General features: G+C 72.2%; 23 protein-coding genes, 1 pseudogene and 1 riboswitch. Of the genes and pseudogenes, 16 read left to right on the top strand and 8 right to left on the bottom strand.

Translation table 11 applies throughout. The features are described 5' to 3' along the window. Window positions 1–12 precede the first annotated feature (12 nt). On the top strand, window positions 13–1266 hold the full coding sequence (locus tag KUM40_RS02935) for a sensor histidine kinase (protein ID WP_254394419.1): 1254 nt from the start codon (window positions 13–15) through the stop codon (window positions 1264–1266). A 48-nt stretch (window positions 1267–1314) separates the two neighbouring features. Continuing rightward, a complete protein-coding gene (locus tag KUM40_RS02930) occupies window positions 1315–1989 on the top strand; it encodes a response regulator transcription factor (RefSeq protein WP_217162435.1) in 675 nt (224 codons plus the stop codon). Window positions 1990–2001: 12 nt separating this feature from the next. On the opposite strand, the gene glgX is transcribed toward KUM40_RS02930, so the two are convergent. Next, window positions 2002–4338 carry a glycogen debranching protein GlgX gene (gene glgX / locus KUM40_RS02925; RefSeq protein WP_217162433.1) on the bottom strand — a complete coding sequence of 779 codons (2337 nt, stop codon included), beginning with the start codon at window positions 4336–4338 and terminating at the stop codon, window positions 2002–2004. Between the two features lie 155 nt (window positions 4339–4493). Here glgX and KUM40_RS02920 point away from each other — a divergent pair, with 155 nt between their 5' ends. The 5 genes from KUM40_RS02920 to KUM40_RS02900 all read left to right on the top strand — a co-directional run bounded on the left by KUM40_RS02920 (window position 4494) and on the right by KUM40_RS02900 (window position 9589). Beyond that, the gene (locus KUM40_RS02920; RefSeq protein ID WP_217162431.1) at window positions 4494–5744 is read left to right on the top strand and encodes an Ig-like domain-containing protein; all 1251 of its coding nucleotides are present in this window, start codon (window positions 4494–4496) and stop codon (window positions 5742–5744) included. A 154-nt stretch (window positions 5745–5898) separates the two neighbouring features. Beyond that, window positions 5899–7101 (top strand): Ig-like domain-containing protein, encoded by a 1203-nt coding sequence (locus KUM40_RS02915; RefSeq protein ID WP_217162429.1) that lies wholly within the window; start codon window positions 5899–5901, stop codon window positions 7099–7101. A gap of 176 nt (window positions 7102–7277) precedes the next feature. Further along, window positions 7278–8045, top strand: a complete 768-nt coding sequence (locus tag KUM40_RS02910) for an enoyl-CoA hydratase/isomerase family protein (RefSeq protein ID WP_217162427.1) — start codon at window positions 7278–7280, stop codon at window positions 8043–8045. A gap of 307 nt (window positions 8046–8352) precedes the next feature. Next, entirely contained in the window at window positions 8353–8856 is a 504-nt protein-coding gene (locus tag KUM40_RS02905; RefSeq protein WP_217162426.1) for an ATP-binding protein, read from the top strand. Between the two features lie 106 nt (window positions 8857–8962). After that, window positions 8963–9589 (top strand): ADP-ribosyltransferase, encoded by a 627-nt coding sequence (locus KUM40_RS02900; RefSeq protein WP_217162424.1) that lies wholly within the window; start codon window positions 8963–8965, stop codon window positions 9587–9589. A gap of 18 nt (window positions 9590–9607) precedes the next feature. Here the strand turns inward: KUM40_RS02900 and KUM40_RS02895 are convergent. Then, window positions 9608–10003 (bottom strand): annotated as a pseudogene (locus tag KUM40_RS02895) (N-acetyltransferase family protein); the annotation flags it as partial. 108 nt (window positions 10004–10111) lie between these two features. On the opposite strand from KUM40_RS02895, the gene KUM40_RS02890 reads away from it, so the two are divergent. From KUM40_RS02890 to KUM40_RS02880, 3 genes are all read left to right on the top strand, one after another. Continuing rightward, on the top strand, window positions 10112–11026 hold the full coding sequence (locus tag KUM40_RS02890) for a MerR family transcriptional regulator (RefSeq protein WP_217162423.1): 915 nt from the start codon (window positions 10112–10114) through the stop codon (window positions 11024–11026). A 58-nt stretch (window positions 11027–11084) separates the two neighbouring features. After that, window positions 11085–11297 carry an EF-hand domain-containing protein gene (locus KUM40_RS02885; protein WP_217162421.1) on the top strand — a complete coding sequence of 71 codons (213 nt, stop codon included), beginning with the start codon at window positions 11085–11087 and terminating at the stop codon, window positions 11295–11297. A gap of 129 nt (window positions 11298–11426) precedes the next feature. Beyond that, on the top strand, window positions 11427–12137 hold the full coding sequence (locus tag KUM40_RS02880; protein ID WP_308401052.1) for an NAD(P)-binding domain-containing protein: 711 nt from the start codon (window positions 11427–11429) through the stop codon (window positions 12135–12137). Window positions 12138–12152: 15 nt separating this feature from the next. Here KUM40_RS02880 and KUM40_RS02875 read toward each other — a convergent pair whose 3' ends face one another. Next, complete coding sequence (locus tag KUM40_RS02875; RefSeq protein WP_217162417.1) at window positions 12153–12707, bottom strand: glycoside hydrolase family 25 protein; 555 nt, start codon at window positions 12705–12707, stop codon at window positions 12153–12155. 140 nt (window positions 12708–12847) lie between these two features. Here KUM40_RS02875 and KUM40_RS02870 point away from each other — a divergent pair, with 140 nt between their 5' ends. After that, on the top strand, window positions 12848–15298 hold the full coding sequence (locus KUM40_RS02870) for an NB-ARC domain-containing protein (RefSeq protein WP_308401051.1): 2451 nt from the start codon (window positions 12848–12850) through the stop codon (window positions 15296–15298). 106 nt (window positions 15299–15404) lie between these two features. On the opposite strand, the gene KUM40_RS02865 is transcribed toward KUM40_RS02870, so the two are convergent. After that, window positions 15405–16769, bottom strand: coding sequence for a hypothetical protein (locus KUM40_RS02865; RefSeq protein ID WP_217162415.1), 1365 nt, complete (start codon window positions 16767–16769; stop codon window positions 15405–15407). Window positions 16770–16964: 195 nt separating this feature from the next. On the opposite strand from KUM40_RS02865, the gene KUM40_RS02860 reads away from it, so the two are divergent. Both KUM40_RS02860 and KUM40_RS02855 read left to right on the top strand, forming a co-directional pair. Beyond that, entirely contained in the window at window positions 16965–17258 is a 294-nt protein-coding gene (locus KUM40_RS02860) for a hypothetical protein (protein ID WP_217162413.1), read from the top strand. 150 nt (window positions 17259–17408) lie between these two features. Continuing rightward, the gene (locus KUM40_RS02855; protein WP_217162411.1) at window positions 17409–18143 is read left to right on the top strand and encodes a D-Ala-D-Ala carboxypeptidase family metallohydrolase; all 735 of its coding nucleotides are present in this window, start codon (window positions 17409–17411) and stop codon (window positions 18141–18143) included. A 126-nt stretch (window positions 18144–18269) separates the two neighbouring features. Here the strand turns inward: KUM40_RS02855 and KUM40_RS02850 are convergent, their stop codons facing one another. From KUM40_RS02850 to gcvT, 4 genes are all read right to left on the bottom strand, one after another. Beyond that, on the bottom strand, window positions 18270–19637 hold the full coding sequence (locus KUM40_RS02850; protein ID WP_217162409.1) for an L-serine ammonia-lyase: 1368 nt from the start codon (window positions 19635–19637) through the stop codon (window positions 18270–18272). A gap of 98 nt (window positions 19638–19735) precedes the next feature. Beyond that, window positions 19736–21001 carry a serine hydroxymethyltransferase gene (gene glyA / locus KUM40_RS02845; RefSeq protein ID WP_217162408.1) on the bottom strand — a complete coding sequence of 422 codons (1266 nt, stop codon included), beginning with the start codon at window positions 20999–21001 and terminating at the stop codon, window positions 19736–19738. 14 nt (window positions 21002–21015) lie between these two features. After that, a complete protein-coding gene (gcvH, locus tag KUM40_RS02840; protein WP_217162407.1) occupies window positions 21016–21393 on the bottom strand; it encodes a glycine cleavage system protein GcvH in 378 nt (125 codons plus the stop codon). 85 nt (window positions 21394–21478) lie between these two features. Then, window positions 21479–22612 carry a glycine cleavage system aminomethyltransferase GcvT gene (gene gcvT / locus KUM40_RS02835; RefSeq protein ID WP_217162406.1) on the bottom strand — a complete coding sequence of 378 codons (1134 nt, stop codon included), beginning with the start codon at window positions 22610–22612 and terminating at the stop codon, window positions 21479–21481. A gap of 156 nt (window positions 22613–22768) precedes the next feature. Beyond that, window positions 22769–22862, bottom strand: a riboswitch (glycine riboswitch). Between the two features lie 179 nt (window positions 22863–23041). Between gcvT and KUM40_RS02830 the strand changes: the two genes are divergently transcribed. From KUM40_RS02830 to KUM40_RS02820, 3 genes are all read left to right on the top strand, one after another. After that, window positions 23042–23710, top strand: coding sequence for an ATP-binding protein (locus KUM40_RS02830; RefSeq protein ID WP_217162405.1), 669 nt, complete (start codon window positions 23042–23044; stop codon window positions 23708–23710). Window positions 23711–23861: 151 nt separating this feature from the next. Continuing rightward, the gene (locus KUM40_RS02825; RefSeq protein ID WP_217162404.1) at window positions 23862–24629 is read left to right on the top strand and encodes an enhanced serine sensitivity protein SseB; all 768 of its coding nucleotides are present in this window, start codon (window positions 23862–23864) and stop codon (window positions 24627–24629) included. A gap of 191 nt (window positions 24630–24820) precedes the next feature. Continuing rightward, window positions 24821–25618, top strand: coding sequence for an enhanced serine sensitivity protein SseB C-terminal domain-containing protein (locus KUM40_RS02820; RefSeq protein ID WP_217162403.1), 798 nt, complete (start codon window positions 24821–24823; stop codon window positions 25616–25618). Window positions 25619–25760 lie beyond the last annotated feature (142 nt).

The raw sequence follows: 25760 nt of genomic DNA, 5'->3' as shown, positions 1-25760 counted from the left end.
GACACTGGCCCGATGACCGACGCGGGAACCGTCGAGCGCCAGTGGACGGCGTTCCACCAGTGGGGGCCGTTCGGCCTGCTCGCCGTCGGCACCGTGGTCGCCGCGGCGGCCTCCGACCTGATCGGCACGACCGCGGGCCAGTGGTACCTCGCGGGCGCCCTGATCGCGGTCGCGGCCGGCCTGCAGTTGTGGTGGGCCAGGTCGGCCCGCACCCGGACCGGGCCCACCCCGGCGAGCGTCTGCCTCTACTTCGTGCGCTGCGCCGTCGCCTTCGTCCTGGTCTGGCTCAACCCGCTGTTCGGCTTCTACGCCTACTCCGGCTACTTCGGGGTCGACCGGCTGCTGCCGCCCCGGCTGCTCAAGGCGGGACTGTTCCTGACGGCGGTGACGATCGCGGGCTCGCAGTCGGGCGGGCTGCCGCCGGGCGACGAGTCGGGCTGGGTGCTCTTCGGCGCGATCCTCGCGGTCAACGTCGTACTCCTCGTGGTGTTCGCCCGCCTCGCCGAGACGGAGGCGGCCCGCAGCCGCGCCCGGGTCGAGACCATCGCCGAGCTGGAACGCACCAACGCGGCCCTGCAGCAGGCACTCGACGAGAACGCCGCCCTTCACGCCCAGCTCCTCGTCCAGGCCCGGGAGGCCGGCGTCGCCGACGAACGCCGGCGGCTGGCCGCCGAGATCCACGACACCCTCGCCCAGGGCCTGACCGGCATCATCGCCCAGCTCCAGGTCGTCGCGGCCACCCCGGACCCGGCGCTCGGCCGCGAGCACATGGACCGGGCGGTCGCCCTGGCCCGGCACAGCCTCGGCGAGGCCCGCCGCTCCGTGCACAACCTCTCCCCGGTCGCGCTGGCCGACGACGGGCTGCCGGACGCGCTGAAGAAGACGGTGACTGAGTGGGGCGAGCGCACCGGCGTCCAGGCCCGGTTCACCGTCACCGGCACCGCCGAGCAACTCCACGACGAGGTCGCCGCCGCCCTCCTGCGCATCGGCCAGGAGGCCCTGTCCAACACGGCCCGCCACGCCCACGCCGACCGGGTGGGCGTCACCCTGTCCTACATGGGCGACGAGGTCACCCTCGACGTCCGCGACGACGGCCGGGGCTTCGACCCGCCGACCGCACGGGAGCGCACCACCGTCGGCGGCTTCGGCCTCGAGGGCATGCGGGCCCGCGCCGAGCGCGTCGCGGGCTCGCTCACCGTCGAGGCGGAGCCGGGCCAGGGCACGGCCGTCTCGGCTCGCGTACCGTTGGTCCGCCATGACCGATGACGCCATGACCGACGACGCCCTGAACGATGACGCCGTACCGACGACGCCATGACCGACGACGCACTGACCGACGACGCACTGACCGATGACGCCGTGATCTCCCTCCTCGTCGTGGACGACCACCCCGTGGTCCGCGACGGCCTGCGCGGCATGTTCGAGTCCGCGCCCGGCTTCCGCGTCCTCGGCGAGGCCGCGGGCGGCGTCGAGGCCGTGGAACGGGCCGCCGCGCTCGACCCGGACGTGATCCTCATGGACCTGCGGATGCCGTGCGGCGCGGGCGTGGACGCCATCCGGGAGCTGACCCGGCGCGGCGCCCGCGCCCGGGTGCTCGTGCTGACCACGTACGACACCGACTCCGACACCCTGCCCGCCATCGAGGCCGGCGCGACCGGATACCTCCTCAAGGACGCGCCCCGCGACGACCTGTTCACCGCGGTCCGCGCGGCGGCCCAGGGGCGCACCGTCCTCTCCCCGGCCATCGCCTCCCGTCTGGTCTCCGCCGTCCGCGGCCCCAAGGCCCCCGGCGGCGAGCCCCTCTCCGCCCGCGAGCGCGAGGTGCTCGCCCTGGTCGCGCGCGGCACGTCCAACAAGGAGATCGCCCGGGTGCTGTTCATCAGCGAGGCGACCGTGAAGACCCACCTCACCCACCTGTACGCCAAGCTCGGCGTGGGCGACCGCGCGGCGGCGGTCGCGACCGCGTACGACCGGGGCATCCTCGGCTGAACCGGGCCTCGCTCACCCCGCCCTCAGCAGCAGCACCGTCCGCGCCGGGACCGTGATCGCCACGCCCGCCGGGTACGTGGTGCCCGGCGGCTCGTCCTGCTCCTCCCGGCCGGTGTCGACGACCACCTCGTACCGCTCCGCCCACGGCGGGCCCGGCAGCACGACGTCCACCGGTGTGTCCCCCGCGTGCAGGACGGCCAGGAAACTGTCGTCGGCGATCGGGGCGCCGCGCTCGTCGCGGCCCGGGATGTCCCGCCCGGACAGGTACATGGCGAGCGTGGCGGCGGGGGCGTACCAGTCCCGCTCCGTCATCTCCGCGCCCCGGGCGGTGAACCACGCCAGGTCGCGCAGGCCGTCCGCGGAGTGCGCCCGGCCGGAGAAGAAGGCCCGGCGGCGCAGCACCGGGTGCCGGTGGCGCAGGGCGATCAGGCGGGAGGCCAGCTCGAACAGGGGCCGCCACCGGGGGTCGTGGAGCAGGCTCCAGTCCACCCAGCCGATCTCATTGTCCTGGCAGTAGGCGTTGTTGCCGCCGCGCTGGGTGCGGCCCATCTCATCGCCCGCGACCAGCATCGGCACCCCGGTCGACAGCAGCAGCGTCGTCAGCAGGTTGCGGAGCTGACGGCGCCGCAGGGCCCGTACGTCCTCGTCGTCCGTCTCCCCCTCCGTGCCGCAGTTCCAGGACCGGTTGTCGTCCGTGCCGTCCCGGTTGCCCTCGCCGTTGGCCTCGTTGTGCTTGCGCTCGTACGACACGAGGTCCCGCAGGGTGAAGCCGTCGTGCGCGGTGACGAAGTTGACCGACGCGTACGGCCGCCGCCCGCCCCACGCGTACAGGTCGCTGGAGCCCGACAGGCGGTAGCCCATCTCCCGCACGTCCGGCAGCGCGTGCCGCCAGAAGTCCCGGACCGAGTCGCGGTAGCGGTCGTTCCACTCCGTCCACAGCGGCGGGAACGCGCCCACCTGGTAGCCGCCCGAGCCGACGTCCCACGGCTCGGCGATCAGCTTCACCCGGCGCAGCACCGGATCCTGCGCGATCACCGCGAGGAACGGGGACAGCATGTCGACGTCGTGCATCGAGCGGGCCAGCGCCGCCGCCAGGTCGAAGCGGAAGCCGTCCACGCCCATCTCCGTCACCCAGTACCGCAGCGAGTCGGTGATCAGGCGCAGCACGTGCGGCTGGACGACGTACAGGGTGTTGCCGCAGCCGGTGTAGTCGGCGTACCGGCGCGCGTCGGGCTGGAGGCGGTAGTAGCCGCGGTTGTCGATGCCCTTCAGGGACAGCGTCGGGCCCAGCTCGCCGGCCTCGGCGGTGTGGTTGTAGACCACGTCGAGGATGACCTCGATGCCGGCCGCGTGCAGCGCGCGCACCATCCGCTTGAACTCGCCGACCTGCTCACCGGTGGTACCGGAGGCGGCGTAGGCGGCGTGCGGGGCGAAGTAGCCGACCGAGTTGTAGCCCCAGTAGTTCCTCAGGCCGCGCTCCAGCAGATGGCTCTCGTGCGCGAACTGGTGCACGGGCAGCAGCTCCACCGCCGTCACGCCCAGCCGGGTCAGGTGCGCGATCGCCGCCGGGTGCGCGAGGCCCGCGTACGTGCCGCGCAGCTCGGGCGGGATGTCGGGGTGGAGCTTGGTGAAGCCGCGCACGTGCAGCTCGTAGATGACCGAGTCCGCCCACGGCGTCTTCGGGCGCCGGTCGTCCGACCAGTCGTCGTCGTCATGGACCACGACGCCCTTGGGCACGTACGGCGCCGAGTCCCGGTCGTCGCGCACGGTGTCCGCCACCCGCTGCTCGGGCCAGTCCCGGACGTGCCCGTACACCTCGGGCGGCAGGCCGAAGTCGCCGTCCACCGCGCGGGCGTACGGGTCGAGCAGCAGCTTCGCCGGATTCCAGCGGGCGCCGGTCCACGGGTCCCAGCGGCCGTGCACCCTAAAGCCGTAGCGCTGCCCGGGCAGGACGCCGGGCACGAAGCCGTGCCAGATCTCGTGCGTCAGCTCCGTCAGCCGCACCCGCCGCTCCCCGCCACCGGAACCGGAGCGCGGGCCACCGGAGGCCGATCCACCGGAGGCCGATCCACCGGAGTCCGGCGTGTCGAACAGGCACAGGTCCACCGCCTCCGCCCCGCCCGCCCACAGCGCGAAGTTGGTGCCCGCCACCTGGTCCGGGCCGGTCCGGAACCGGGCGCCCAGCGGCACCGGGGTGCCCGGCCAGGCGGTCGGCCAGGCCGCCGGCACGACGGCCGGCACGGCGGGCGACGGCGCCTCACGCCGCGCGCCGCCGACCACGACGGCGGGGCGCCCGTCCGCGGCGGCCTGCTTCCCGGCCACCGCCTCCTGCTCGGCTGCGCTGGACACCTGTCAGCCTCCCACGGCTCGTGGAACGACGTCCGGCAGGAGGGCGTGCGGCGTCCCGGCCGCAGCTCCCCGTCGCGTCGTCCTCCCCACAGTTCTGCCCACCGGGTGGCTCGCACTCACGTTTCCCCAGGGCCGACCGGTCGTTACGGGTGGATGTGAGGCACGTACACGGGCGCGCACGGCGCGCGGGCGCCGCTCTGGCCGCCCTACTGACATGGGCAGGACTGCTGGCCGGCGCCGCCGGATGCACCTCGGACGGGGGTGGCATCGGCTCCGGCATCGGCGACGGCATCGGCGAGATGTTCGGCAAGCCACCCGCGGCCGAGGACGTCATCCGCGTCACTCCTGACGACGGGAGCAAGGCCGTCCGGCCGGAGAAGGAGCTGTCGGTGCGGGTGCCCGACGGCCGGCTGGAGTCGGTGAAGGTCGTCAAGGCGCAGGACGCGCGCGAGACCCCGGTGCCGGGCCGGATCTCCGAGGACGGCCTCAGTTGGAAGCCGGACGACGACCGGCTCGCGCTCGCCGCCAAGTACACGGTCGACGCCGTGGCCCTGGACGGCGGGGGACACCGCTCGGCCCGGCACACCACCTTCACCACCTACGTCCCCGAGGAACGCTTCATCGCCTACGTCGCCCCCGAGAACCGCTCGGTCGTCGGCACCGGCATGATCGTTTCGCTGGAGTTCAACCGGGAGATCACCGACCGCGCCGCCGTCGAACGCGCCGTCTCCGTCTCCGCGAAGCCCTCCACCGAGATCCGCCCCCACTGGTTCGGCAAGGACCGCCTCGACTTCCGCCCCAAGGAGTACTGGAAGCCCGGCACCGAGGTCACCGTCGCCCTGGACCTGCGGGACGTCGAGGGCGCGAAGGGGGTCTACGGGCTCCAGCACAAGACGTCCTCCTTCACCGTCGGCCGCAGCCAGGTCTCCCGCGTCGACGCACTCGAGCGCACCATGCAGGTGCGCCGGGACGGCACGCTGCTGGCCACTGTGCCGATCACCGCGGGAGCGCCGACCACCCCCACCTACAACGGCAAGATGGTCATCACCGAGATGCTCGAGGTCACCCGCATGAACAGCCGCACGGTCGGCTTCGGCGGCGAGTACGACATCCCCGACGTCCCGCACGCCATCCGCCTGACCAGCTCCGGCACCTTCCTGCACGGCAACTACTGGGCGCCCGCCGACACCTTCGGCCGGGCCAACGTCAGCCACGGCTGCATCGGGCTGCGCGACGACAAGGGCGGCGGTTCCGACACCCCGGGAGGCTGGTTCTTCGACCGCAGCCTCATCGGCGACGTCGTCGAGGTGGTCCACAGCAAGGACAAGAAGGTCGCCCCGGACAACGGGCTCGGTGGCTGGAACATGAAGTGGAAGGAGTGGAAGGAGGGCAGCGCGGTGAAGTGACACCGGCGTGCTCGCGGCACCCGGCGCCCAACTCGGTACGGAACAGTGACAATTCCGCTGCCCCGATCCCCCCTGGCCTGCGGTTACGATGCGCCGGTGCGTGCGCGAGCGCACTGGGGTGCGGGCCGGACCGGGCCCGGCGAGGGGAGACAAGGTGAACGTGCGTCCGATAGCGGGGGCGGTACTCGGGGTGCTGATGCTGACCGTCACCGCGTGTGGCGGGGGCGGATCGGGCTCGGGGGCCGGGGACGGCGATGGGGAGAAGGCCAAGGACTCCACCGCGGCACAGAGCAAGCAGTCCGAGGCCGTCGTCACCATCGCCCCCGAGAACGGGGCCAAGTCCGTCGACACCAGCGGCGCCCTGAAGGTCGGCGCCGTGAAGGGCAGGCTCACCGAGGTCGTCGTCAAGGACGCCAAGGGCACGAAGGTCGACGGGAAGATAACCGGGGACGGCGCCGCCTGGACGCCGTCCGCCCACCTGGCCGCCTCCACGACGTACACCGTGCACGCGGTCGCCAAGGACTCCGAGGGCCGCACGGCCGCCGAGGACTCCCGCTTCACCACCCTGACGCCGAAGAACACCTTCATCGGCACCTTCACGCCGGAGGACGGCTCGAAGGTCGGCGTCGGGATGCCGTTCTCGATCCGCTTCACCCGGGGCATCACCAACCCGGAGGACGTCGAGAAGGCCATCACCGTCAAGACCGAGCCGGCCGTCGAGGTCGCGGGCCACTGGTTCGGCAACGACCGCCTCGACTTCCGTCCCGAGAAATACTGGAAGGCCGGCACCAAGGTCACCGTCGACCTCAACCTCGACGGGGTGGAGGGCCGCGAGGACGTCTACGGCAAGCAGGCCAAGACCGTCTCCTTCACCGTCGGCCGCAGCCAGGTCTCCGTCGTGGACGCCAAGAAGCACACGATGAAGGTGGTGCGGGACGGCAAGACCGTCAAGACCGTCCCGATCAGTGCCGGCAAGCCCGGTTACGAGACCTGGAACGGCAAGATGGTCATCAGCGAGAAGCTCGAGGTGACCCGGATGAACGGCGAGACCGTCGGCTACGGCGGCGAGTACGACATCAAGGACGTCCCGCACGCCATGCGCCTGTCCACCTCCGGCACCTTCATCCACGGCAACTACTGGGGCGGGGACGCCTTCGGCAACTACAACTCCAGCCACGGCTGCGTCGGCCTGCGCGACGTGCGCGGCGGCTGGGACGAGAAGGCGCCGGCCGCCTGGTTCTTCGAGAACTCGCTCATCGGCGACGTGGTCGTGGTCAAGAACTCCGAGGACGAGACCATCGCCCCGGACAACGGCCTCAACGGCTGGAACATGTCCTGGGAGAAGTGGAAGGCCTGAGCCTTCGCACAGAGGTACGGCGTACGGCCCCGGTGCCCTCGATGTGAGGTACGGCACCGGGGCCGTTGCCGTTAGTCCCCGTGCTGTGCCTGCCTGGGGGCAACCCCCAGACCCCCGGCCGGGTGTGAGCGACCGCACCCACCCCGTAGCCGTTAGTCCCCGTTAACCTGCTGGGCATGACCGTAAATCTCGAAGTCGCCGAAGGCGTCGGCACGCTGCGCCTGGACCGCCCGCCCATGAACGCGCTGGACGTCGCCACCCAGGACCGGCTGAAGGAGCTGGCCGAGGAGGCCACCCGGCGCGAGGACGTACGCGCCGTGGTCGTCTACGGCGGCGAGAAGGTGTTCGCGGCCGGCGCCGACATCAAGGAGATGCAGGTGATGGACCACGCGGCGATGATCGTGCGGGCCCGTGCCCTCCAGGACTCCTTCACGGCGGTGGCCCGCATCCCCAAGCCCGTGGTCGCGGCGGTGACCGGCTACGCCCTGGGCGGCGGCTGCGAACTCGCCCTCTGCGCCGACTTCCGCATCGCCGGGGAGAACGCCAGGTTCGGCCAGCCCGAGATCCTGCTCGGCCTGATCCCGGGCGCGGGCGGCACCCAGCGGCTGTCCCGGCTGGTCGGACCCTCCAAGGCCAAGGACCTGATCTTCACCGGCCGTCAGGTGAAGGCCGACGAGGCGCTGACGCTCGGCCTGGTGGACCGGGTGGTGCCGGCCGCCGAGGTCTACGAGCAGGCACACGCGTGGGCCGCGCGGCTCGCGAAGGGGCCCGCCATCGCGCTGCGCGCGGCGAAGGAGGCGATCGACACGGGTCTGGAGACGGACATCGAGACCGGCCTCGCCGTCGAGCGGAACTGGTTCGCCGGTCTGTTCGCCACGGAGGACCGCGAACGCGGGATGCGCAGCTTCGTGGAAGAGGGCCCCGGCAAGGCGAAGTTCGTCTGACGCGCCCCGCAGGATGCGCGAGTGTCACCCTCGAAGTCGCGTCGTACCCCTTGCAATTGACGCGATGTCTGATCCGGGTCCCTCGATGGGGCGGTTTATGGCAGCCTTAACGCACCATTAAGCGCGTCTTGTCGAGGGAGTCCGCCGCGTGTCTCCGGCCGAGCCGTCCGCGCAGGTCAGTGGGGCTGAATCCACTCCCGAACTGCCTGTGGCATATGCCGATCGACCGCCACCCGGCCCGGTCCTGGCGGGGGCGTATTCCCCGGGAACGGCCCCGGAGCCCCCTGCGGGCGGCCATGATGGGGGCATGGCGGGGCTGGAGGGTACGGAACAGCCGCGGGGAGCCGGACGTGCGACCGCGGCGCGCTGGTCGCCGGCGGTGGAGGACGAACGCGCGCTCAAGGCGCTGGAACTGTTCGGCAACCCGACGGAGCGCGAGGTTCCGTTACCGTCCCGCCCCGAGTCCGCCGCCACCGCCCGCCGACTGGCCCAGGTCGTCGCCCTGCGCCAGTGGAAGCTCGGCCCCAAGGTCACGGAGGACACCGTCCTGCTCGTCTCCGAGCTGGTCGGCAACGCCGTACGGCACACCGGCGCACGCGTGTTCGGCCTCCACATGCGCCGCCGCCCCGGCTGGATCCGGATCGAGGTCCGCGACCCCTCCCGGGGGCTGCCCTGCCTGATGCCGGTGCAGGAGACGGACATCAGCGGGCGCGGACTCTTCCTCGTCGACAAGCTGTCCGACCGGTGGGGCGTCGATCTGCTGCCGCGCGGGAAGACCACCTGGTTCGAGCTGCGGGTCGTCGACCGGTGACATCCCGGTCTCTCCATCTATCCCTGAAATCAACCCCGTTCACCGGACACGCCACCTACGGGTGAGAATCCGGAACGTGCCGCTCCGTAGCCGGGATCGTATGCGCATGATCACCACTCGCCTGCGCCGCCGGACCGCCGCCGCCGTCCTGTCGCTCTCCGCCGTCCTCGCCACCTCGGCCGCCACCGTCCCCGGTGCCGCCACCGCCCCGACGGCGGCCCCGACGGCGGCCCTCGCCAAGGCCGCCCCGGCCTGCCCCCAGTTCGACGACAAGACCAAGGCCGCCGCCGACCGCGGCGTCGACGTCGACCGCATCACGCCCGAGCCGGTCTGGCGCACCACCTGCGGCACCCTCTACCGCAGCGACAGCCGCGGCCCCCAGGTCGTCTTCGAAGAGGGCTTCCACGCCAAGGACGTCGAGAACGGCCAGTACGACGTGGAGAAGTACGTCCTGGTCAACCAGCCCTCGCCGTTCGTCTCGACGAGCTACGACCACGATCTGTACAAGACCTGGTACAAGTCCGGCTACAACTACTACATCGACGCCCCCGGCGGCATCGACGTCAACAAGACCATCGGCGACACCCACAAGTGGGCCGACCAGGTCGAGGTCGCCTTCCCCGGCGGCATCCAGCGGAAGTACATCATCGGCGTCTGCCCGGTCGACCGGCAGACCAAGACCGAGATCATGAGCGACTGCGAGAGCAACCCGCACTACCAGCCCTGGCACTGACGCGCCGACACCGGCCACTCAGGGCAGGAGGAACAAGGCCTCCGAACCCACCGGCCGGTAACCCGCCGCCTGGAACGCCCGCAGACTGCGGGCGTTCCCCGCCGACACCTGCGCCCACACCGGCTCGCCCCCGGCCAACTGCCGCGCCGCCGTCACCAGCCGCCGCCCCAGCCCTCGGTGCCTGGCATCCTCCGCCACCTCCACGGCGACCTCCAGCCGCCCGGCGACCCCCCGGCCCAGCACCAGCACCCCGCCGTCCGCCGCCCACACCCGCACCTCGTCGCGCCGCCGCCGGGCCGAGACCACCCGGGGGTGCCCTGGATCGGCCACCTCCGTCAGCTCGACCTCGGGCCGCCCCGGGAGCGGGGCGCCGGTCAGCAGCACGTCGATCGTGTCGGTGGACCACCGAGTGCGCCGTGAAGGCGATGACCCAGAATCTCCCGCAGGCCCTCCGCCACACCGCGCTCCTTGTGCTCTGTGCTCCTTGAGTCTCCACCCACTGGAAGGCACAGACTCCCAGACATGACCGACGACGGCACCGACCTCATGACCATCGGCGAACTGGCGCGGACCACCGGACTCACGGTGCGCACCATCCGCTACTGGTCCGACGAGGGCGCCCTGCCCCCGGTCACCCGCTCCGCGGGCGGATACCGGCTCTACGACGCCGCGTCCGTCGCCCGCCTGGAGCTGATCCGCACCCTGCGCGAACTGGGCCTGGGCCTGGACGCCGTACGCCGCGTCCTGGCCGGCGAGACCACGGTCGCGCAGGTCGCGGCGGCGCACGTGAGCGCGCTGGACGCGCAGATCAGCTCGCTGAGGGTGACCCGCGCGGTGCTGTCGACCGTGGCGCGACGCGGCTCGACCGCTGAGGAGATGACGTTGATGAACAAGCTGGCGCGACTGTCCACCGCCGAACGGCGGCACATCATCGATGACTTCATGGCGGAGGTCTTCGCGGGCATCGACACCGCGGACCCGGACATCCGCACCCGGCTGCGCTTCGCCGCGGCCGACCTGCCCGACGACCCCACCCCCGAGCAGGTGGACGCCTGGGTGGAGCTGGCCGAGCTGATCCAGGACCCGGAGTTCCGGGCGACGATGCGCAGGATGATCGAGTTCAACGCGGCGGACCGGGGAGCGGACGTCCCCACAAGCTCGTCGCTGTGGTTCGTGAGCCGCCTGGTGCAGCTCGCGGGTGACGCGCTGCGCGAGGGCGTCGCGCCGGACTCGCCGCGGGCCGTCGGCATCCTGCACGCGCTGATCGGCGACGCCGACCCGGCCGTCGTCCTCGAACGCCTCACCGCGGTGACCAACGTCCGGCTCGCCCGCTACCGGGAGCTGTCGGCGATCGTGAACGGCGTGGAGCCCCCCTCCGCCCACGAGGCGGAGTTCGGGTGGGTGGTCGCCGCGCTGGAGGCTCGGACCGGCAGCTAGTCTGACCTGCGTCAGATGGACCCAAGAAGGACCCGAGAACGAAACGAGGGGCGGATCGGTGGCGGACATCGAGGAAGCACGCAAGCATTTCGAGCGGATCGACACGGACGGTGACGGCCTGATCACCGCGGCCGAGTTCAAGGCCGCGCTCGCCCAGGGCGGCGACTGGAACGTCACCGAGTCGGTTGCCGAGGCGATCATCGCCGGCCGCGACCTCGACGGGGACAAGCGGCTGTCGTTCGACGAGTTCTGGGCCCACCTGAACAAGTAGCGACGACGCGGTGAGAGAGGGGCGCACGCCGGTCACCCGGCGGGCGCCCCTCCGCCGTCGGCGCACGTTGCTGCGGGGGAGTGAAGCCGTGGCGACGGCGGAATAGCCCGCCCGGCCCGGAGGTTGCTGGTGCTCACCAGCAGGACACGACCCCCGAAGGGCCAGGCGAGCAGGACCATGAAGATCGGCATCATCGGCGCGGGCAACATCGGCGGCAACCTCACCAGGCGGCTCACCGCCCTCGGACACGACGTCTCCGTAGCCAACTCACGCGGGCCGCACACGCTCACCGCGCTGGCCGAGGAGACCGGCGCCACCCCGGTGCCGGTGGAGGAGGCGGCGCGCGGCGCCGAGATCGTGGTCGTCACGATCCCGCTGAAGAGGGTCCCGGACCTGCCGTCCGGCGTCCTCGACGGGGCGGCCGACGGCGTCGCGGTCATCGACACCGGCAACTACTACCCGCGGCAGCGGGACGGCAGGATCGCGGGCATCGAGGACGGGGGCCGCACCGAGAGCCGCTGGACCGAGGGCCATCTCGGCCACCCGGTGGTCAAGGCCTTCAACGGCACCTACGCCCAGGACATCCTCGACCGCCCCCGCCCGGCCGGCGCGCCCGACCGCATGGCGCTCCCGGTCGCCGGCGACGACGAGGCGGCCAAGGCCAGGATCCGCGCCCTGATCGACGAGCTGGGCTTCGACACCGTCGACGGCGGCGGCATCGACGACTCCTGGCGCCAGCAGCCCGGCACCCCGGTCTACGGACTGCGCGCGGGCGTAGAGGGCGTCACCGAGGCCCTGGCGAAGGCGCCGCCGGAGCGGCCGGTGGATTTCCGGGGCTGACCCGCCACCCCCGGATCAGGGCTGGGCCCAGTCCTTGAGCGCCGCCTTGCTCGCGAAGTCCGCCACATTGGTGTCGACCGGGTCGTCGGTGTACTGGTGGAAACGCCAGTCGGCCTGGATGCGCGGCTTGCCCGCCGACACGTAGTCGGCGATCCACAAGCCGTCGCCGGCATACGACGTCCTGTCGATGTTCAACCAGAAATTCCGGTTGCAGTAGAGGACGACCCGGTTGTCCGGCCGCAGCGCCTTCACCTTCTTGATGAAGCTGTCCTTCTCCGCGTTGCTCGCGTGGGTGCCCTCGCCGTTCGTCTCCCAGTCGACGGCGAGGATGTCGCCCTTCCTCTCCGGGGCGTGGGAGACGAAGTACTCGGCCTGGGCGGTGAGGTTGCCCGGCCACAGGAAGTGGTAGAAGCCGACGACCAGTCCGGCGTCGCGGGCCCGTTTCGTCTGGGCCGCCAGCTTCGGGTTGACGTACGAACGGCCTTCCGTCGCCTTCACGAAGACGAAGGAGAGACCGTCGGTGTCGTAGTTGGAGGACTGGTACGAGCTGACGTCGATGCCGCGCAGCATGGGGCCTCCCTGAGAGGCGGTGGGGGGAAGTGGTCGCGTCTTGTTGTCCCTCATTCCCCGTGCGGGGGTGGGGGATTCCCACCGGGTACCGCTCGGCGCGTCGATAGCATTGCGGGGACGGAGAGTTGGGGGAGGCCGGCGTGGAGCCGTTGATGGGCATGGTGGTTTCGGCGGTCGGCACGGTCGCCTCGGGCGCGCTGTCCGGAGCCGGCGGCGAGCTGGGCCGGCGCACCTCCGAGAGACTCTTCGACCTGCTGAGACGTGACCCAGTCGGGGATGGGGACGGGGGCGGGGAGGGTGCGGGTGTGGACGGGCCCACCCTGCCCGTCACCGAGTCCGAGCGGTCGGCGGCCGCGTTACGGCTGATGGAACTCGTCCACAGCTCCCCGCAGGCCGCCCGTGACGTGTCGGAGTGGGTGCGGGAGGCCGCCTGGCTGACCCCGCGTTCCGTGCCCGCCGTGGCGCACGGTGCCTCCCGGCCGCGGATGCTGCCGCCCACGACCGCGGTGTTCACCGACCGCGCGGACGTACTCGCCTGGCTCACGGCCCTGTTGGACGAGGAGGACCGTACGCGGGGAGCGCCCGTGATCGCCGCGCTGACCGGCCCGGGCGGTATCGGCAAGACCGCCGCCGTCGTGCACTGCGCCGTGGAGCTGGGGGACCGGTTCCCCGACGGCGTCCTCTTCGCGGACCTGAACGGCGCGTCCGCCGGTACGGCACTGCCGCCCTCCGACGTACTCGCCAGGTTTCTGGAGCGGCTCGGGGTGCCGTCCGCCGCGGTGCCGGGCGACGAGGCACGGCAGCGGGATCTGTACCTCGACTGCACGGCCGACCGCCGCATGATCGTCGTACTGGACAACGCCCATGACGACGCCCAGGTGATCCCCCTGCTGCCGGCCTCTCCGGGGTGTCTGGTCCTGGTGACGAGCCGGCACCGGCCGGGTCGCCTCGTGGCGCGGCACGGAGCCCGGCCGTTCGCGGTGGGACCGCTGTCGTCCGAGGACTCGGTGAGCCTGCTCAGGCGAGTGGTCGGGAACGATCGACCCGCCGCGCCCGACCACGCCGTGCGGGCCGTCGCGGACGGCACCGGCGGCATCCCGCTCGCGCTGTGCACCACGGGCGCGGGCCTCGCCGTACGCGAACACCTGAGCTGGGAGCGCGTCGCGCGCCGGCTGTCCGACCGGATCCACGGCCACGACCGGGAGGGCACCGACGTGACAGACGCGCACCCCGACGACTCAGGAGCCCTGACCGACCCGACCGACCCGACCGACCCGGTCCGGGCCGCTCAGGACGTCGCCTACGGCGAACTCACGCCCGACTGCGCCGCCCTCTACCGCGCGATCGCGGTGGCCGCCTGGCCGACCGTGACCGTCGCGTGCGCCGCGCAGGCCGCCGGTGTCCAGGACCGGGAGGCCCGCGCGCTCCTGGAACAACTGGGCCGGGTGAACCTGCTGGAGGAGGTCGGGGAGGAGCGGTACCGCTTCCACGACCTGACCCGCGCCCACGCCCGGGAACTGGCGCTGGCCGAGGACGGGCACACCCGGATCTCCGGCGCCGTCCGCCGGGTGGCCGTCGGGCAGTTGCGGTTCGCGGCCGCCGCGGACTTCCGGGTCATGCCGAAGCGGTGGCGGCTCGGCCCCGCCTATCAGGACCTCGTCCTTCCGGCGGACCGCGACGGGAGCGACGGCAAGCGCGCGTTGGCGAGCCTGCGCCGTGAACGGGAGAACCTCGCGGCCGCCATCAGGGCCGCCGATCAGCACGGCTTCGACGACCTCGTGTGGCAGTTGTGCGAGGCGATGTGGACCCTGCATCTGCGCCTCGGCTTCCACGCCCAGTGGATCGACACCCACGTGCTCGGAGTCGAGGCGGCCCGGCGCAGCGCCGCGGAGTTCGGCGACCGGCGTGCCGTGGGCCGGATGTGCACCCAGCTCGCCTTCGGCCACATGGGAGCCGGGCGCGCGGACGACGCCGAGGCGGCTCTCGAACAGGCCGTGGCGGCGGACCGGGACTGCGGCCACCACCGGGGGGAGGCGAGCGCCGTCGAGGCGCGGGGGCTGCTCCGCCTGCGGCAGTGGGAGTTCACGGCGGCCGAGCGCTGCTTCGAGGAGGCCCGGGAGATCCTGGACCGCATCGGCCCGGACGGTGACGGACGACAGGACGTCCCCCGGGCCACCGCCCTGCTCACGCACCACATCGGCCGCGCCCGGACCAAGCAGCGCCGCTTCACGGCCGCCGCGGCCCAACTGCACGACGCCCTGGCGCGGTTCCGGCGCCTGAGCGACGGCGGTGACCCCTACAACGAGGGCCGGGTCTACATGAGCCTGGGCGATCTCCACCTGGACGCGGGAGACCCGGACCAGGCGCGGGTGTGCCTGGACGAGGCCGTCAAGGCGATGACCGCCGACGGCGCGGGCCTGCAACTCGCCGACGCCCTCATCGCGCGGGCACGCTGCCACCGCGACGCCGGACGCACCGCGCAGGAGGCGGAGGATCTGCGCGGCGCCGCACAGTGCCTCTCGGAGGCGGGGAACGACGACGAGGCGGCGCTCGCCAGGGTGCGGTCGCGCCTGACCGAGATCGAGGCGTGACGCGTCAGGCTGGGGGCCCGCGCCGGACGGCCGCCGCGGTTCGTGAATCCACCGCAGGCCGGACGGATGCGCCGACAGGGGCGGGGCGGCCCTTCAGGCCCCTCGCTCAGGGCACCCGTACGGCGAACGGCTCGACCGTGACCCGGTGCACGGCGGCCCCGGTGCGCACCCGGATCACGGGCCCGGCATCGGCCGGGGTTCTGCCGCTCGCGGTCCAGGCGTAGAGCGCGCAGGCGTAGGCGGCCGGATCGCACAGGTCGGGCCGTCCGTCGGGGTCCGGCGCCGCGGACAGCCGCAGCAGCTCTCCCTCCCGGGTGCCCACGAAGCAGCGGTCCAGCCCGTCGACGTAGGCGACCAGCCCGCAGTACGGGTGGCTCGCCAGGGCCTCCGCCGCCCAGGCGGCGGGCGGGCCGAGCCGTGGATCGTCCGCGTCGGCACGCCGTACGACCACATCGGCGACGCGCAGCCGGCCGGGCTCCCGGGTCTCCTCGTCGACCATCGTGTGCACCGACTCGGCCGGCGCGGCGGGGTCCTGGGGCGGATCCGGCTCGTCGCCGCCGACGGCGTACCGCGCGAGGTCGACCTCCGGGGGGTCCGCGCCGATCCGCCGGACCTGGACCCGGACCGGGGCGGTGGCACGGGCGGGGTGGAACGGCGGGAGCGGCAGGGGTTCGAGCAGCGCCGCGTGCGACCGGGGTTCGGGCAGGTCCATCAGGCCGTAGAACAGGCGGCGCAGGAGCACCGCGGACTCCCCGGGCGCCGAACTGGTCTGTTCCGCGAGCGCCTTGTACCGGCCGGGCTCGTGTGCCTCGACCGCGCGGTCGATCTGCGCGCGCAGGCTGCCGTGCCGCAGCAGCCGGGGAGCCGTCCGTCCGAGGGAGGCCACCGGGGAGCCGGGGTCGAGGTCCTGCTCGGGGAAGGCGCCGAGGAGGACCGGGACGCCTATGGACGCCGCGTAGTAGGTGACGCTGGAGTGGTCTCCCAGGACGCAGTCGGCCGCGATGAGCGCCTGCCGCCACCCTTCGAGAGGCGGCACGGCGTCGAGGCCGGCCCGACGGGCGTTCGCCAGCCACGCCCGGACCTGTCCCGGACCGTGGCCGTACCAGATGTTGGGGTGCAGGACGGCGGTCGTACGGTACTCGTCGGCCGGCAGCTCCGCCGCGAGCCGGGACAGCAGCCAGGGCAGCAGATCGTCGGGGTCGTCGCTGTCTCCGCCGAAGAGGGAACGGGGCGCCCAGGTCGAAGCGACCACGACCAGCCGCCGGTCGGGGCCCACGCCCAGCGCGCGGCGGAACCGGTCGCGCTGGGGGAGCGCGGTGAGGATGCGGTCGTAGCACGGGTCCCCGGCGAGTACCGCGGTGGGCGCGGCCTCGGGACAGGCCGCGCGCAGCCGTTCCACCTGCTCGGGATGGGACAGCACGGTCGCGGTGGCGATGGGACGCCCGTCCTCGAGAACCCACTCCGGCGCCATCCCGAAGACGGGCGACCGGAGGCCATCTCCATCTCCGTGTCCGGTGTCCGGTGTCCGGTGTCCGGTGTCCGGTGTCCGGTGTCCGGTGTAGCCAGCCTCTTATTGTAGCCAACACCATGGGAGAGTATGACCAACTTCCCCTGTATCTCTCCCAGTTCGCCCCCGTAACTCGCCGACACCGCAAGGTCGAACGCCGTGTCCTTGGCCTGCTCCCACGGCAGCACCGGCATCCCCGCCCGGGCCAGCAGCTCGGGCACTCCGGCGAGGAAGGGCGACGAGCCCGTGCAGGTGGCGAACATCTGCACCCGGAGGTCGCCGTCGAACAGCGGCAGCACGTCGAGGAGTCGCGTCGCGGACGTCACGTTGTGCACGACGAACAGCACGCTCCGGCAGCCCGCCCGGGTGACCCAGCGCTCCGCGTCCGCACCGGCCGGCACCCGCAGCCGCAGCGCCTCCGCCCCACCCGTCATCGCCGGTCCGGTCCCCTGAATTGGTCGAGTCCACTGTCGCCGTGATCGTCCCGATGTTACCGCCGAACGGCTGTCCGCGAGGCCCTGTTGACGCGCGTAGCGTCGTGCCCCACGCTGTGCTCTGGTCCACGATCGGACCACCTTGGACGGAGATGCTCGGGAGGCCGAGATGTTCAGACGCGTGTCACGGTTGCTTGTCTCATTTGTCATGATCATGGTAGGTGCGGCCGTCGGTGTGGGCGCCACCGCCGGCACCGCGCAGGCCGACTCCTGCTACACCTGGAACCGCACCCTGCGGCAGGGCTCCTCCGGCAGCGACGTGACGCAGCTCCAGATCCGCGTCGCCGGCTGGGTCACCTCCGGCGAACGGCTCTCCTACGACGGTCAGTACGGCGCCCGGACCGCCGCCGCCGTGAAGAAGTTCCAGTCCGCCTACGGCCTGGGCGCGGACGGCGTCGCAGGACCGGCGACCTTCAGCAAGATCTACGCCCTCCAGGACGGGGACTGCACCCCCGTCCACTTCACCTACGCGGAACTCAACAAGTGCAACTCCACCTGGTCCGGCGGCGCGGTCTCCGCGTCCACCGCCAAGTTGAACGCGCTGAAGACCATGTGGAAACTGGAGGCGATGCGGCACGCCCTCGGTGACGTGCCGATCACGATCTCCAGCGGCTTCCGCTCCCGCGCCTGCAACAACGCCGTCGGCGGCTCGTCCACCAGCCGCCACCTCTACGGCGACGCCGCCGACCTGACCGGCACACCGAGCTTCTGCCGGCTCGCCCAGCAGGCCAGGACCCACGGCTTCTCGGAGATCCTCGGCCCGGGCTACCCCGGCCACAACGACCACACCCACGTGGCCTTCGACCCGTCGCCGTACTGGTCGGCCCCCAACTGCGGGATCTGACCCGGCGTTGCCGCGGGGGCGGCAACGCCGTGAAGGTCGAGCTGTACGACGACGGCTGGTCCATCGGAAAGGTGGTGGACTACTCCGTCAACAGCCTCGGCAGCAACGAGTGCCCGCTCAATCCGGTCAGCACTCGATGATGTTCACCGCGAGTCCGCCCCGGGCCGTCTCCTTGTACTTCACCGACATGTCCGCGCCGGTGTCCTTCATCGTCTTGATGACCTTGTCGAGGGACACCTTGTGGGACCCGTCGCCCCGCATCGCCATCCGTGCCGCCGTGACCGCCTTGACCGCGGCCATGCCGTTGCGTTCGATGCACGGGATCTGGACGAGGCCGCCGACCGGGTCGCAGGTGAGGCCGAGGTTGTGTTCCATGCCGATCTCGGCGGCGTTCTCCACCTGCTCGGGGGAGCCGCCCAGCGCCTCGGCGAGGGCGCCGGCCGCCATGGAGCAGGCGGAGCCGACCTCGCCCTGGCAGCCGACCTCGGCGCCGGAGATGGAGGCGTTCTCCTTGAAGAGCATGCCGATGGCGCCCGCGGCCAGCAGGAAGCGGACCACGCCGTCCTCGTCGGCGCCGGGGACGAAGTTCACGTAGTAGTGCAGGACCGCCGGGATGATGCCGGCGGCGCCGTTGGTCGGGGCCGTGACGACCCGGCCGCCGGCTGCGTTCTCCTCGTTCACGGCCATCGCGTAGAGCGTGATCCACTCCATGGCCAGGGCCTTCGGGTCGCCCTCGGAGCGCAGCTTGCGCGCGGTGTTCGCGGCCCGGCGGCGCACCTTCAGGCCGCCCGGCAGGATGCCCTCGCGGGTCATGCCGCGGTCCACGCACGCCTGCATCACCTGCCAGATCTCCAGCAGGCCGTCGCGGATCTCGTCCTCGTCGCGCCAGGCCCGCTCGTTCTCCAGCATCAGCGCAGAGATGGACAGGCCCGTGTCCCGGGCCAGGCGCAGCAGCTCGTTGCCGGTACGGAAGGGGTACTTCAGCACCGTGTCGTCGAGCACGATGCGGTCCGCGCCCACCGCGTCCTCGTCGACGACGAAGCCGCCGCCGACCGAGTAGTAGGTCTTGGTCAGCAGCTCCGTGCCCTGCGCGTCGTACGCCCACAGGGTCATGCCGTTGGCGTGGTAGGGGAGGGCCTTGCGGCGGTGCAGGACCATGTCGTCGTCGTAGGCGAAGGCGATCTCGTGCTCGCCGAGGAGGCGGAGGCGGCCCGCGGACTTGATCTTCTCGACGCGTTCGTCGGCCGACTCCACGTCCACTGTGCGCGGCGAGTCGCCCTCCAGGCCGAGCAGTACCGCCTTGGGCGTGCCGTGGCCGTGGCCGGTGGCGCCGAGGGAGCCGTACAGCTCGGCGCGGACCGAGGTCACGGAGTCCAGCACCTCCTCGCCCCGCAGTCGGCGGGCGAACATGCGGGCCGCGCGCATCGGGCCGACCGTGTGCGAGCTCGACGGGCCGATGCCGATCGAGAACAGGTCGAAGACCGAGATGGCCACGGGGACTCCTCAGAACGGGGGTGGTGCAGAGGGTGGTGCTTCGGGTGGGGCGCCGGGCCTGCTTGTGGCGGGCACGGCGCCCCGAACACGCGCGGTGTCTACTTGTTGTTCAGACCCGGGTACAGCGGGTGCTTGTCGGCCAGGGTCTTCACCCGGGCCTTGAGGGCCTCCACGTCGTAGGACGGCTTCAGCGCCTCGGCGATCACGTCCGCGACCTCGGCGAAGTCCTCGGCCGTGAAGCCGCGGGTCGCCAGGGCCGGCGTACCGATGCGCAGACCGGAGGTCACCATCGGCGGACGCGGGTCGTTCGGGACGGCGTTGCGGTTGACCGTGATGCCGACCTCGTGGAGGCGGTCCTCGGCCTGCTGTCCGTCCAGCTCGGAGTCGCGCAGGTCCACCAGGACGAGGTGGACGTCCGTGCCGCCGGTCAGGACGGAGACGCCCGCCGCCTTCGCGTCGTCCCGCACCAGGCGCTCGGCCAGGATGCGGGCACCGTCCAGCGTACGGCCCTGGCGCTCCTTGAAGTCCTCGCTCGCGGCGACCTTGAAGGCGACGGCCTTGGCGGCCACCACGTGCTCCAGCGGGCCACCCTGCTGACCGGGGAAGACGGCGGAGTTGATCTTCTTGGCCAGCTCGGCCGTGGAGAGGATCACACCGCCGCGCGGGCCGCCCAGCGTCTTGTGCGTGGTGGTCGTCACCACGTGCGCGTGCGGGACCGGGTTCGGGTGCAGGCCCGCCGCGACCAGCCCGGCGAAGTGCGCCATGTCGACCATCAGGTACGCGCCGACCTCGTCCGCGACCTTGCGGAACGCGGCGAAGTCGAGCTGGCGCGGGTAGGCCGACCAGCCGGCCACGATCAGCTTCGGCCGGTTCTCCTTGGCGAGGCGCTCCACCTCGGCCATGTCGACCTGGCCGTCGTCGCCGACGTGGTAGGGAACGACGTTGTAGAGCTTGCCGGAGAAGTTGATCTTCATGCCGTGGGTCAGGTGCCCGCCGTGGGCGAGGTTCAGACCCATGATCGTGTCGCCGGGCTTGAGCAGCGCGAACATCGCGGCCGCGTTGGCCTGGGCGCCCGAGTGCGGCTGTACGTTGGCGTGCTCGGCGCCGAAGAGGGCCTTGACCCGGTCGATGGCGATCTGCTCGACCACGTCGACGTGCTCGCAGCCGCCGTAGTAGCGGCGGCCGGGGTAGCCCTCGGCGTACTTGTTGGTGAGGACCGAACCCTGGGCCTCCATGACCGCGACCGGGGCGAAGTTCTCCGAGGCGATCATCTCGAGGGTGGACTGCTGGCGGTCCAGCTCGGCGTCGACGGCGGCGGCGACGTCGGGGTCCAGCTCGTGCAGGGGGGTGTTCAGAAGCGACATGTGTCCGTGTCTCCTCAGGCGCCGGCGAAGGCGGTGTACTCGTCGGCGGAGAGCAGGTCGGCCGGCTCGTCCGTGATCCGCACCTTGAACAGCCAGCCGCCCTCGAAGGGAGCGCTGTTCACCAGCGACGGGTCGTTGACGACGTCCTCGTTGACCTCGGTGACCTCGCCGGAGACGGGGGAGTACAGGTCGGAGACCGACTTGGTCGACTCCAGTTCGCCGCAGGTCTCGCCCGCGGACACCGAGTCGCCGACCTCGGGAAGCTGCACGAAGACGACGTCACCGAGCGCGTTGGCCGCGTGCTCCGTGATGCCGACCGTCGAGGCGCCGTCCTCGGCGCCCGACAGCCACTCGTGCTCCTTGCTGTAGCGAAGCTGCTGGGGGTTGCTCATGGCCTGAATTCTCCTGTACGCGAGGAAGTGGCTGGTGAAGGGGGTGATGGGCGGCGGGATGACGAAAGGGCCGACGCCCAGTCTTTTACTTCTGGCGCTTGTAGAACGGCAGCGCCACGACCTCGTACGGCTCGTGGCTGCCCCGGATGTCCACACCGACACCCTCCGTGCCCGGCGCCGCGTGCGCGGGGTCGACGTACGCCATGGCGATCGGCCTGCCCAGCGTCGGGGACGGGGCGCCGGAGGTGACCTCGCCGACGACCTCGCCGCCCGCGACCACCCGGTACCCGGCGCGCGGAACCCGGCGGCCCTCGGCGACCAGGCCCACCAGGACGCGGGGCGGCTCCGAGGCGGCGCGCTCGGCGGCCTCGGTCAGCGCGGCGCGTCCGACGAAGTCGCCCTCCTTCTCGAACTTCACCACCCGGCCCAGACCGGCGTCGAACGGCGTCAGCGCGGTCGTCAGCTCGTTGCCGTACAGCGGCATGCCCGCCTCCAGGCGCAGCGTGTCCCGGCAGGACAGGCCGCACGCGACCAGGCCGACGCCCTCGCCCGCCCGGGTCAGCGCCTCCCACAGCTCCACGGCGTGCTCCGGCTTCACGAACAGCTCGAAGCCGTCCTCGCCGGTGTAGCCGGTGCGCGCGATCAGCGCCGGGACGCCCGCCACCGTGCCGGGCAGCCCGGCGTAGTACTTCAGGCCGTCCAGGTCGGCGTCGGTGAGCGACGCGAGGATGCCCGGGGACTCGGGACCCTGGACGGCGAGCAGCGCGTAGGCGTCGCGGTCGTCGCGCACCTCGGCGTCGAAGCCGGCCGCCCGCTCGGTCAGCGCGTCGAGCACGACCTGGGCGTTGGAGGCGTTGGCGACCACCATGTAGTGAGAAGACGCGGCGTCGGTGTCACCCAGGCGGTAGACGATCAGGTCGTCCAGGATGCCGCCGTCCTCGCGGCAGATCATGGTGTAGCGGGCCCGGCCCGGCTTCACGCTGCCGATGTTGCCGACCAGCGCGAAGTTCAGCAGCTCGGCCGCCTGCGGCCCGGTGACGGTGATCTCACCCATGTGCGAGAGGTCGAAGAGACCGGCCCGGGTGCGCACCGCGACGTGCTCCTCACGCTCGGAGCCGTAGCGCAGCGGCATGTCCCAGCCGGCGAAGTCGGTCATCGTCGCGCCGAGCGCGCGATGCGTGGCATCCAGCGCGGTACGGCGGGGTTCGGTACTGCTCATCGGTCGGTCGTCTCCCAGGACAGGACGTGGCGAGGTCGGTCCTCCCCATCTGTCATCGGAACCTGAGAGGTTCGCCCTGGCCACCGGAGTACGGCGATCAGCGGCTTGCACCTTGGGTGGGACCGCCGTCGGGGGCGGTCCGCTTTTCAGATGTGCCTCGCCCGCGCGGTAACGGGGCCTGAGAGATTCAAGGGAGGGACTTGCTCCTTCGGCGCCCCGGCGCGGCCGGGGACTCTCCCGCGCGGATTCAAACGGCCGGTATGCAGTTGGCGCCGCCATCATTGCACGACAGGTCCATCCGTGGCAGACCGTGATCTGTAACCGGCTTGTGGCAGTAAGCGAACGAAAACGCGAGACCTGCGCATTACCTTCTCTTTACACTCGACGGGGACGGGAACTCGTGAACCGCCCCAGGGGAGGACGATCACGGTGAACAGGACCACGGCGTACGCCACGACCGCGGGGCTCGCGCTGCCCGAGCAGCCCGCCGCCCCGGCCCCGGAGGCGTGCGCCGAACTGCCCGCACCCGTCGTCCGCGACCTGCGGGACCGCGACGGCCGCAGCCCGCACGCCCTGCTCTTCGGACCCCGGGACCTGGTGGTGATCACCGGCCTGCCCGGCAGCGGCAAGTCCACGCTGATGGAGCGCACCGTGCGCGGCCGGCGCATCGACTCCCAGGACACCCGCGACCGCTGGGACCGCCGCATGCCGCGCTTCCTGCCGTACGGGCTCTACCGCCCCCTGGTCCGCCTCGCCCACTACGCCGGACTGCGCCGCGCGCTGCGCTCCGGCGAGGGCGTCGTCGTGCACGACTGCGGCACGCAGGCCTGGGTGCGCGGCTGGCTGGCCCGCGAGGCCCGCCGCCGCGACGGCACCCTGCACCTGCTGCTGCTCGACGTCGCCGCCGGCGAGGCCCTGGCCGGCCAGCGCGAGCGCGGCCGGGGCGTGACGCGGTACGCGTTCCTGCGGCACCGCGCGGCCAACTCCCGCCTGCTGCGCGCGGTGACCGGGGGCACCCTGCCCGTCGGCTGCGCCTCGGCGGTCGTCCTGGACCGCGCGGCGGCCGACACACTCCACCGGATCGCCTTCACCGGGTGACGGATCGTAGGGGCACGGGGCCGAACGGGTTAGCCTTTCAGCCACGAACAGCCGTACGGGCAGCCGTACGGACAGCGGCACGGGCAGCGGTACGGACAGCCGTACGGACAGCAGCACGGACAGCGGTACCAGGCAGGCGGTAGGCAGGCAGATGAACTTCCCGGCACAGGCACACCCCCACCCGCACGGCGGATGGCCCGGCAACGAGCTGGAGGAGGTGCTGTCCGCCTCCCTCGGCGTACCGGGCGCCGGCGGCCGGATCGTGGAGGTACTCGGCCGCAGCTTCGTCTGGGTCCCCCTGCCCAACGGCGGCGGCCCGCACAGCGGCCCCCTCGACCTGCCCTCCCTGGAGGTCGACGGCCAGGCCTACGTGCCGGTGTTCAGCTCCGAGGAACAGCTCCGCCAGGTCGCCGGGGCGCAGATGGCGTACACGGTCGCCCCCGCCGCGGAGTTCGCCCGCGGCCTGCCCCCGCAGATCGGCATCGCCGTGAACCCGGAGGGCGTGGTCGGCATCCCGCTGCCGCCACCGGCCGTGGCCGAGCTGTGCCGGGCCGGGCGCACCCCGCTGGACGGGCTCGCGTCCGGCGGCCGGGTCCGCCTCTTCGAGCCGGACTGGCAGGACGACCCGGTGGACTTCCTGGCCGCGGCCTCCGCCGAGTTCGCCGCCACCGGCGTCGTGCGCACCGCACGCCGCTGCCTGGCCGCCGTCGAGACCGCCGACCCGACCCTGTTCGTCGGCGTCGAACTGACCCACTGGGAGGGCGACGCCCGCGCCCTCCCCCTGGACGCCCTCGGCCGGGCCCTCACCAAGGCCCCCCCGAAGTGGCAGGTCAACCTGGTCCTCCTGGAGGCGGCCCAGGACCCGGTCTGCGACTGGATGCGACAGAAGGTCCGCCCGTTCTACGACCGCGACTTGTAATCGCCGGTAGGGCAAGCGCCCCCAAGGGGCGCGGGGCCGTGACATGTGCGGCTCCGCCGCGCGGGCGCGAGCAACCACGATGAAACCCGTACCCGCCGGACGGCAGGAAGCCCCGAGCTCGTAGGCACCCCCGCACCCGGCGGAGCCTTAAGCTGGTTCCACAACCGGGACTTCTCGAAGGGGCGATACGCGTGAGCGCCAGCGGCACCACGACCGGGCAGGTCGAGCACATGCTGCGCCAGGTGACGCCCGGGCGCTACGACGCCTACGAGGCCCTGCTGCGCGCACTCGCCACCCCCACCTCCGGCCAGGTCTGGATGCTGCTGTGGCACGGCCAGGCCGGCTCCGCGGACGCCCAGTACGGAAACATGGAGGTCGAGGGGTACGGCTACGCGCCCTGTGTCACCTCCGCCCAGGAGCTGTCGGCCAGCGGCTGGAACCGGTCGTACGAGGTGGTCGACGGTCTGGAGGTGGCCCGCGCCCTGTACCCGGACCACTACGGCCTCTGGCTCAACCCGCACGCACCCGGCGGCGGCGTCGGCATCCCCTGGCTGGATCTGCGCCGTATCGCCTCCGGCCTGGACCGTCAGGCCGCCGGGCCGCTGCGGCTGTCCGAACCGGCCGTCGAGATCCCCCAGTTCTACGCCCTGCTCGCGCAGAACGCCCACCGCACCCCCGCGGTCCGCGCGCTGCGCCGCGCCTGGGTGCAGCCGGCGCTGGGGGCGCCGTATCTCGCCATCGGACTCGACGTGTACGACACCTCCCCGCCGGCCGTCGACGCGGTGCGCGCGATGATGCAGCAGTCCGTCGGCGCGGTACCGGACGGGCTGCCGGTGTCGACGGTGGCGATGACCGACGCCCACGACCCGGTCGCCATGTGGCTGCGGGCGAACGCCCGTCCGTTCTACGACCGCGAAGCCCACGTGGCCGCCCCCGCCCAGGCGCCGGCGGGCGGGTACGGATACCCTCCGGCCGGTAGCCGGTACTGACGGACGCGGGGTCCGGACGGGCTCCGGCCGGGCTCCGGCGGCTTGGTCAACAGAGGCGACAGAGGCGGTCTTCGCGCGTAGATGAGGGCGTAAAAGCGCCTCCTTGTACCTGATGTCCCAACTCGCCCATGTCCGGCCCCCG

The organism is Streptomyces sp. AC512_CC834 (genome assembly GCF_019049325.1).
Lineage (GTDB): Bacteria > Actinomycetota > Actinomycetes > Streptomycetales > Streptomycetaceae > Streptomyces.
Note: the sequence above shows the minus strand (reverse complement) of the source record. Positions and strands in the feature narration are given on the sequence as shown.

Coding starts and splice junctions, on each gene's coding strand:
- KUM40_RS02935 (WP_254394419.1), top strand. CDS start 13: ATGACCGACGCGGGAACCGTCGAGCGCCAGTGGACGGCGTTCCACCAG.
- KUM40_RS02930 (WP_217162435.1), top strand. CDS start 1,315: ATGACCGACGACGCACTGACCGACGACGCACTGACCGATGACGCCGTG.
- KUM40_RS02910 (WP_217162427.1), top strand. CDS start 7,278: ATGACCGTAAATCTCGAAGTCGCCGAAGGCGTCGGCACGCTGCGCCTG.
- KUM40_RS02905 (WP_217162426.1), top strand. CDS start 8,353: ATGGCGGGGCTGGAGGGTACGGAACAGCCGCGGGGAGCCGGACGTGCG.
- KUM40_RS02900 (WP_217162424.1), top strand. CDS start 8,963: ATGATCACCACTCGCCTGCGCCGCCGGACCGCCGCCGCCGTCCTGTCG.
- KUM40_RS02890 (WP_217162423.1), top strand. CDS start 10,112: ATGACCGACGACGGCACCGACCTCATGACCATCGGCGAACTGGCGCGG.
- KUM40_RS02875 (WP_217162417.1), bottom strand. CDS start 12,707: ATGCTGCGCGGCATCGACGTCAGCTCGTACCAGTCCTCCAACTACGAC.
- KUM40_RS02865 (WP_217162415.1), bottom strand. CDS start 16,769: ATGGCGCCGGAGTGGGTTCTCGAGGACGGGCGTCCCATCGCCACCGCG.
- KUM40_RS02855 (WP_217162411.1), top strand. CDS start 17,409: ATGTTCAGACGCGTGTCACGGTTGCTTGTCTCATTTGTCATGATCATG.
- glyA (WP_217162408.1), bottom strand. CDS start 21,001: ATGTCGCTTCTGAACACCCCCCTGCACGAGCTGGACCCCGACGTCGCC.
- gcvH (WP_217162407.1), bottom strand. CDS start 21,393: ATGAGCAACCCCCAGCAGCTTCGCTACAGCAAGGAGCACGAGTGGCTG.
- gcvT (WP_217162406.1), bottom strand. CDS start 22,612: ATGAGCAGTACCGAACCCCGCCGTACCGCGCTGGATGCCACGCATCGC.
- KUM40_RS02825 (WP_217162404.1), top strand. CDS start 23,862: ATGAACTTCCCGGCACAGGCACACCCCCACCCGCACGGCGGATGGCCC.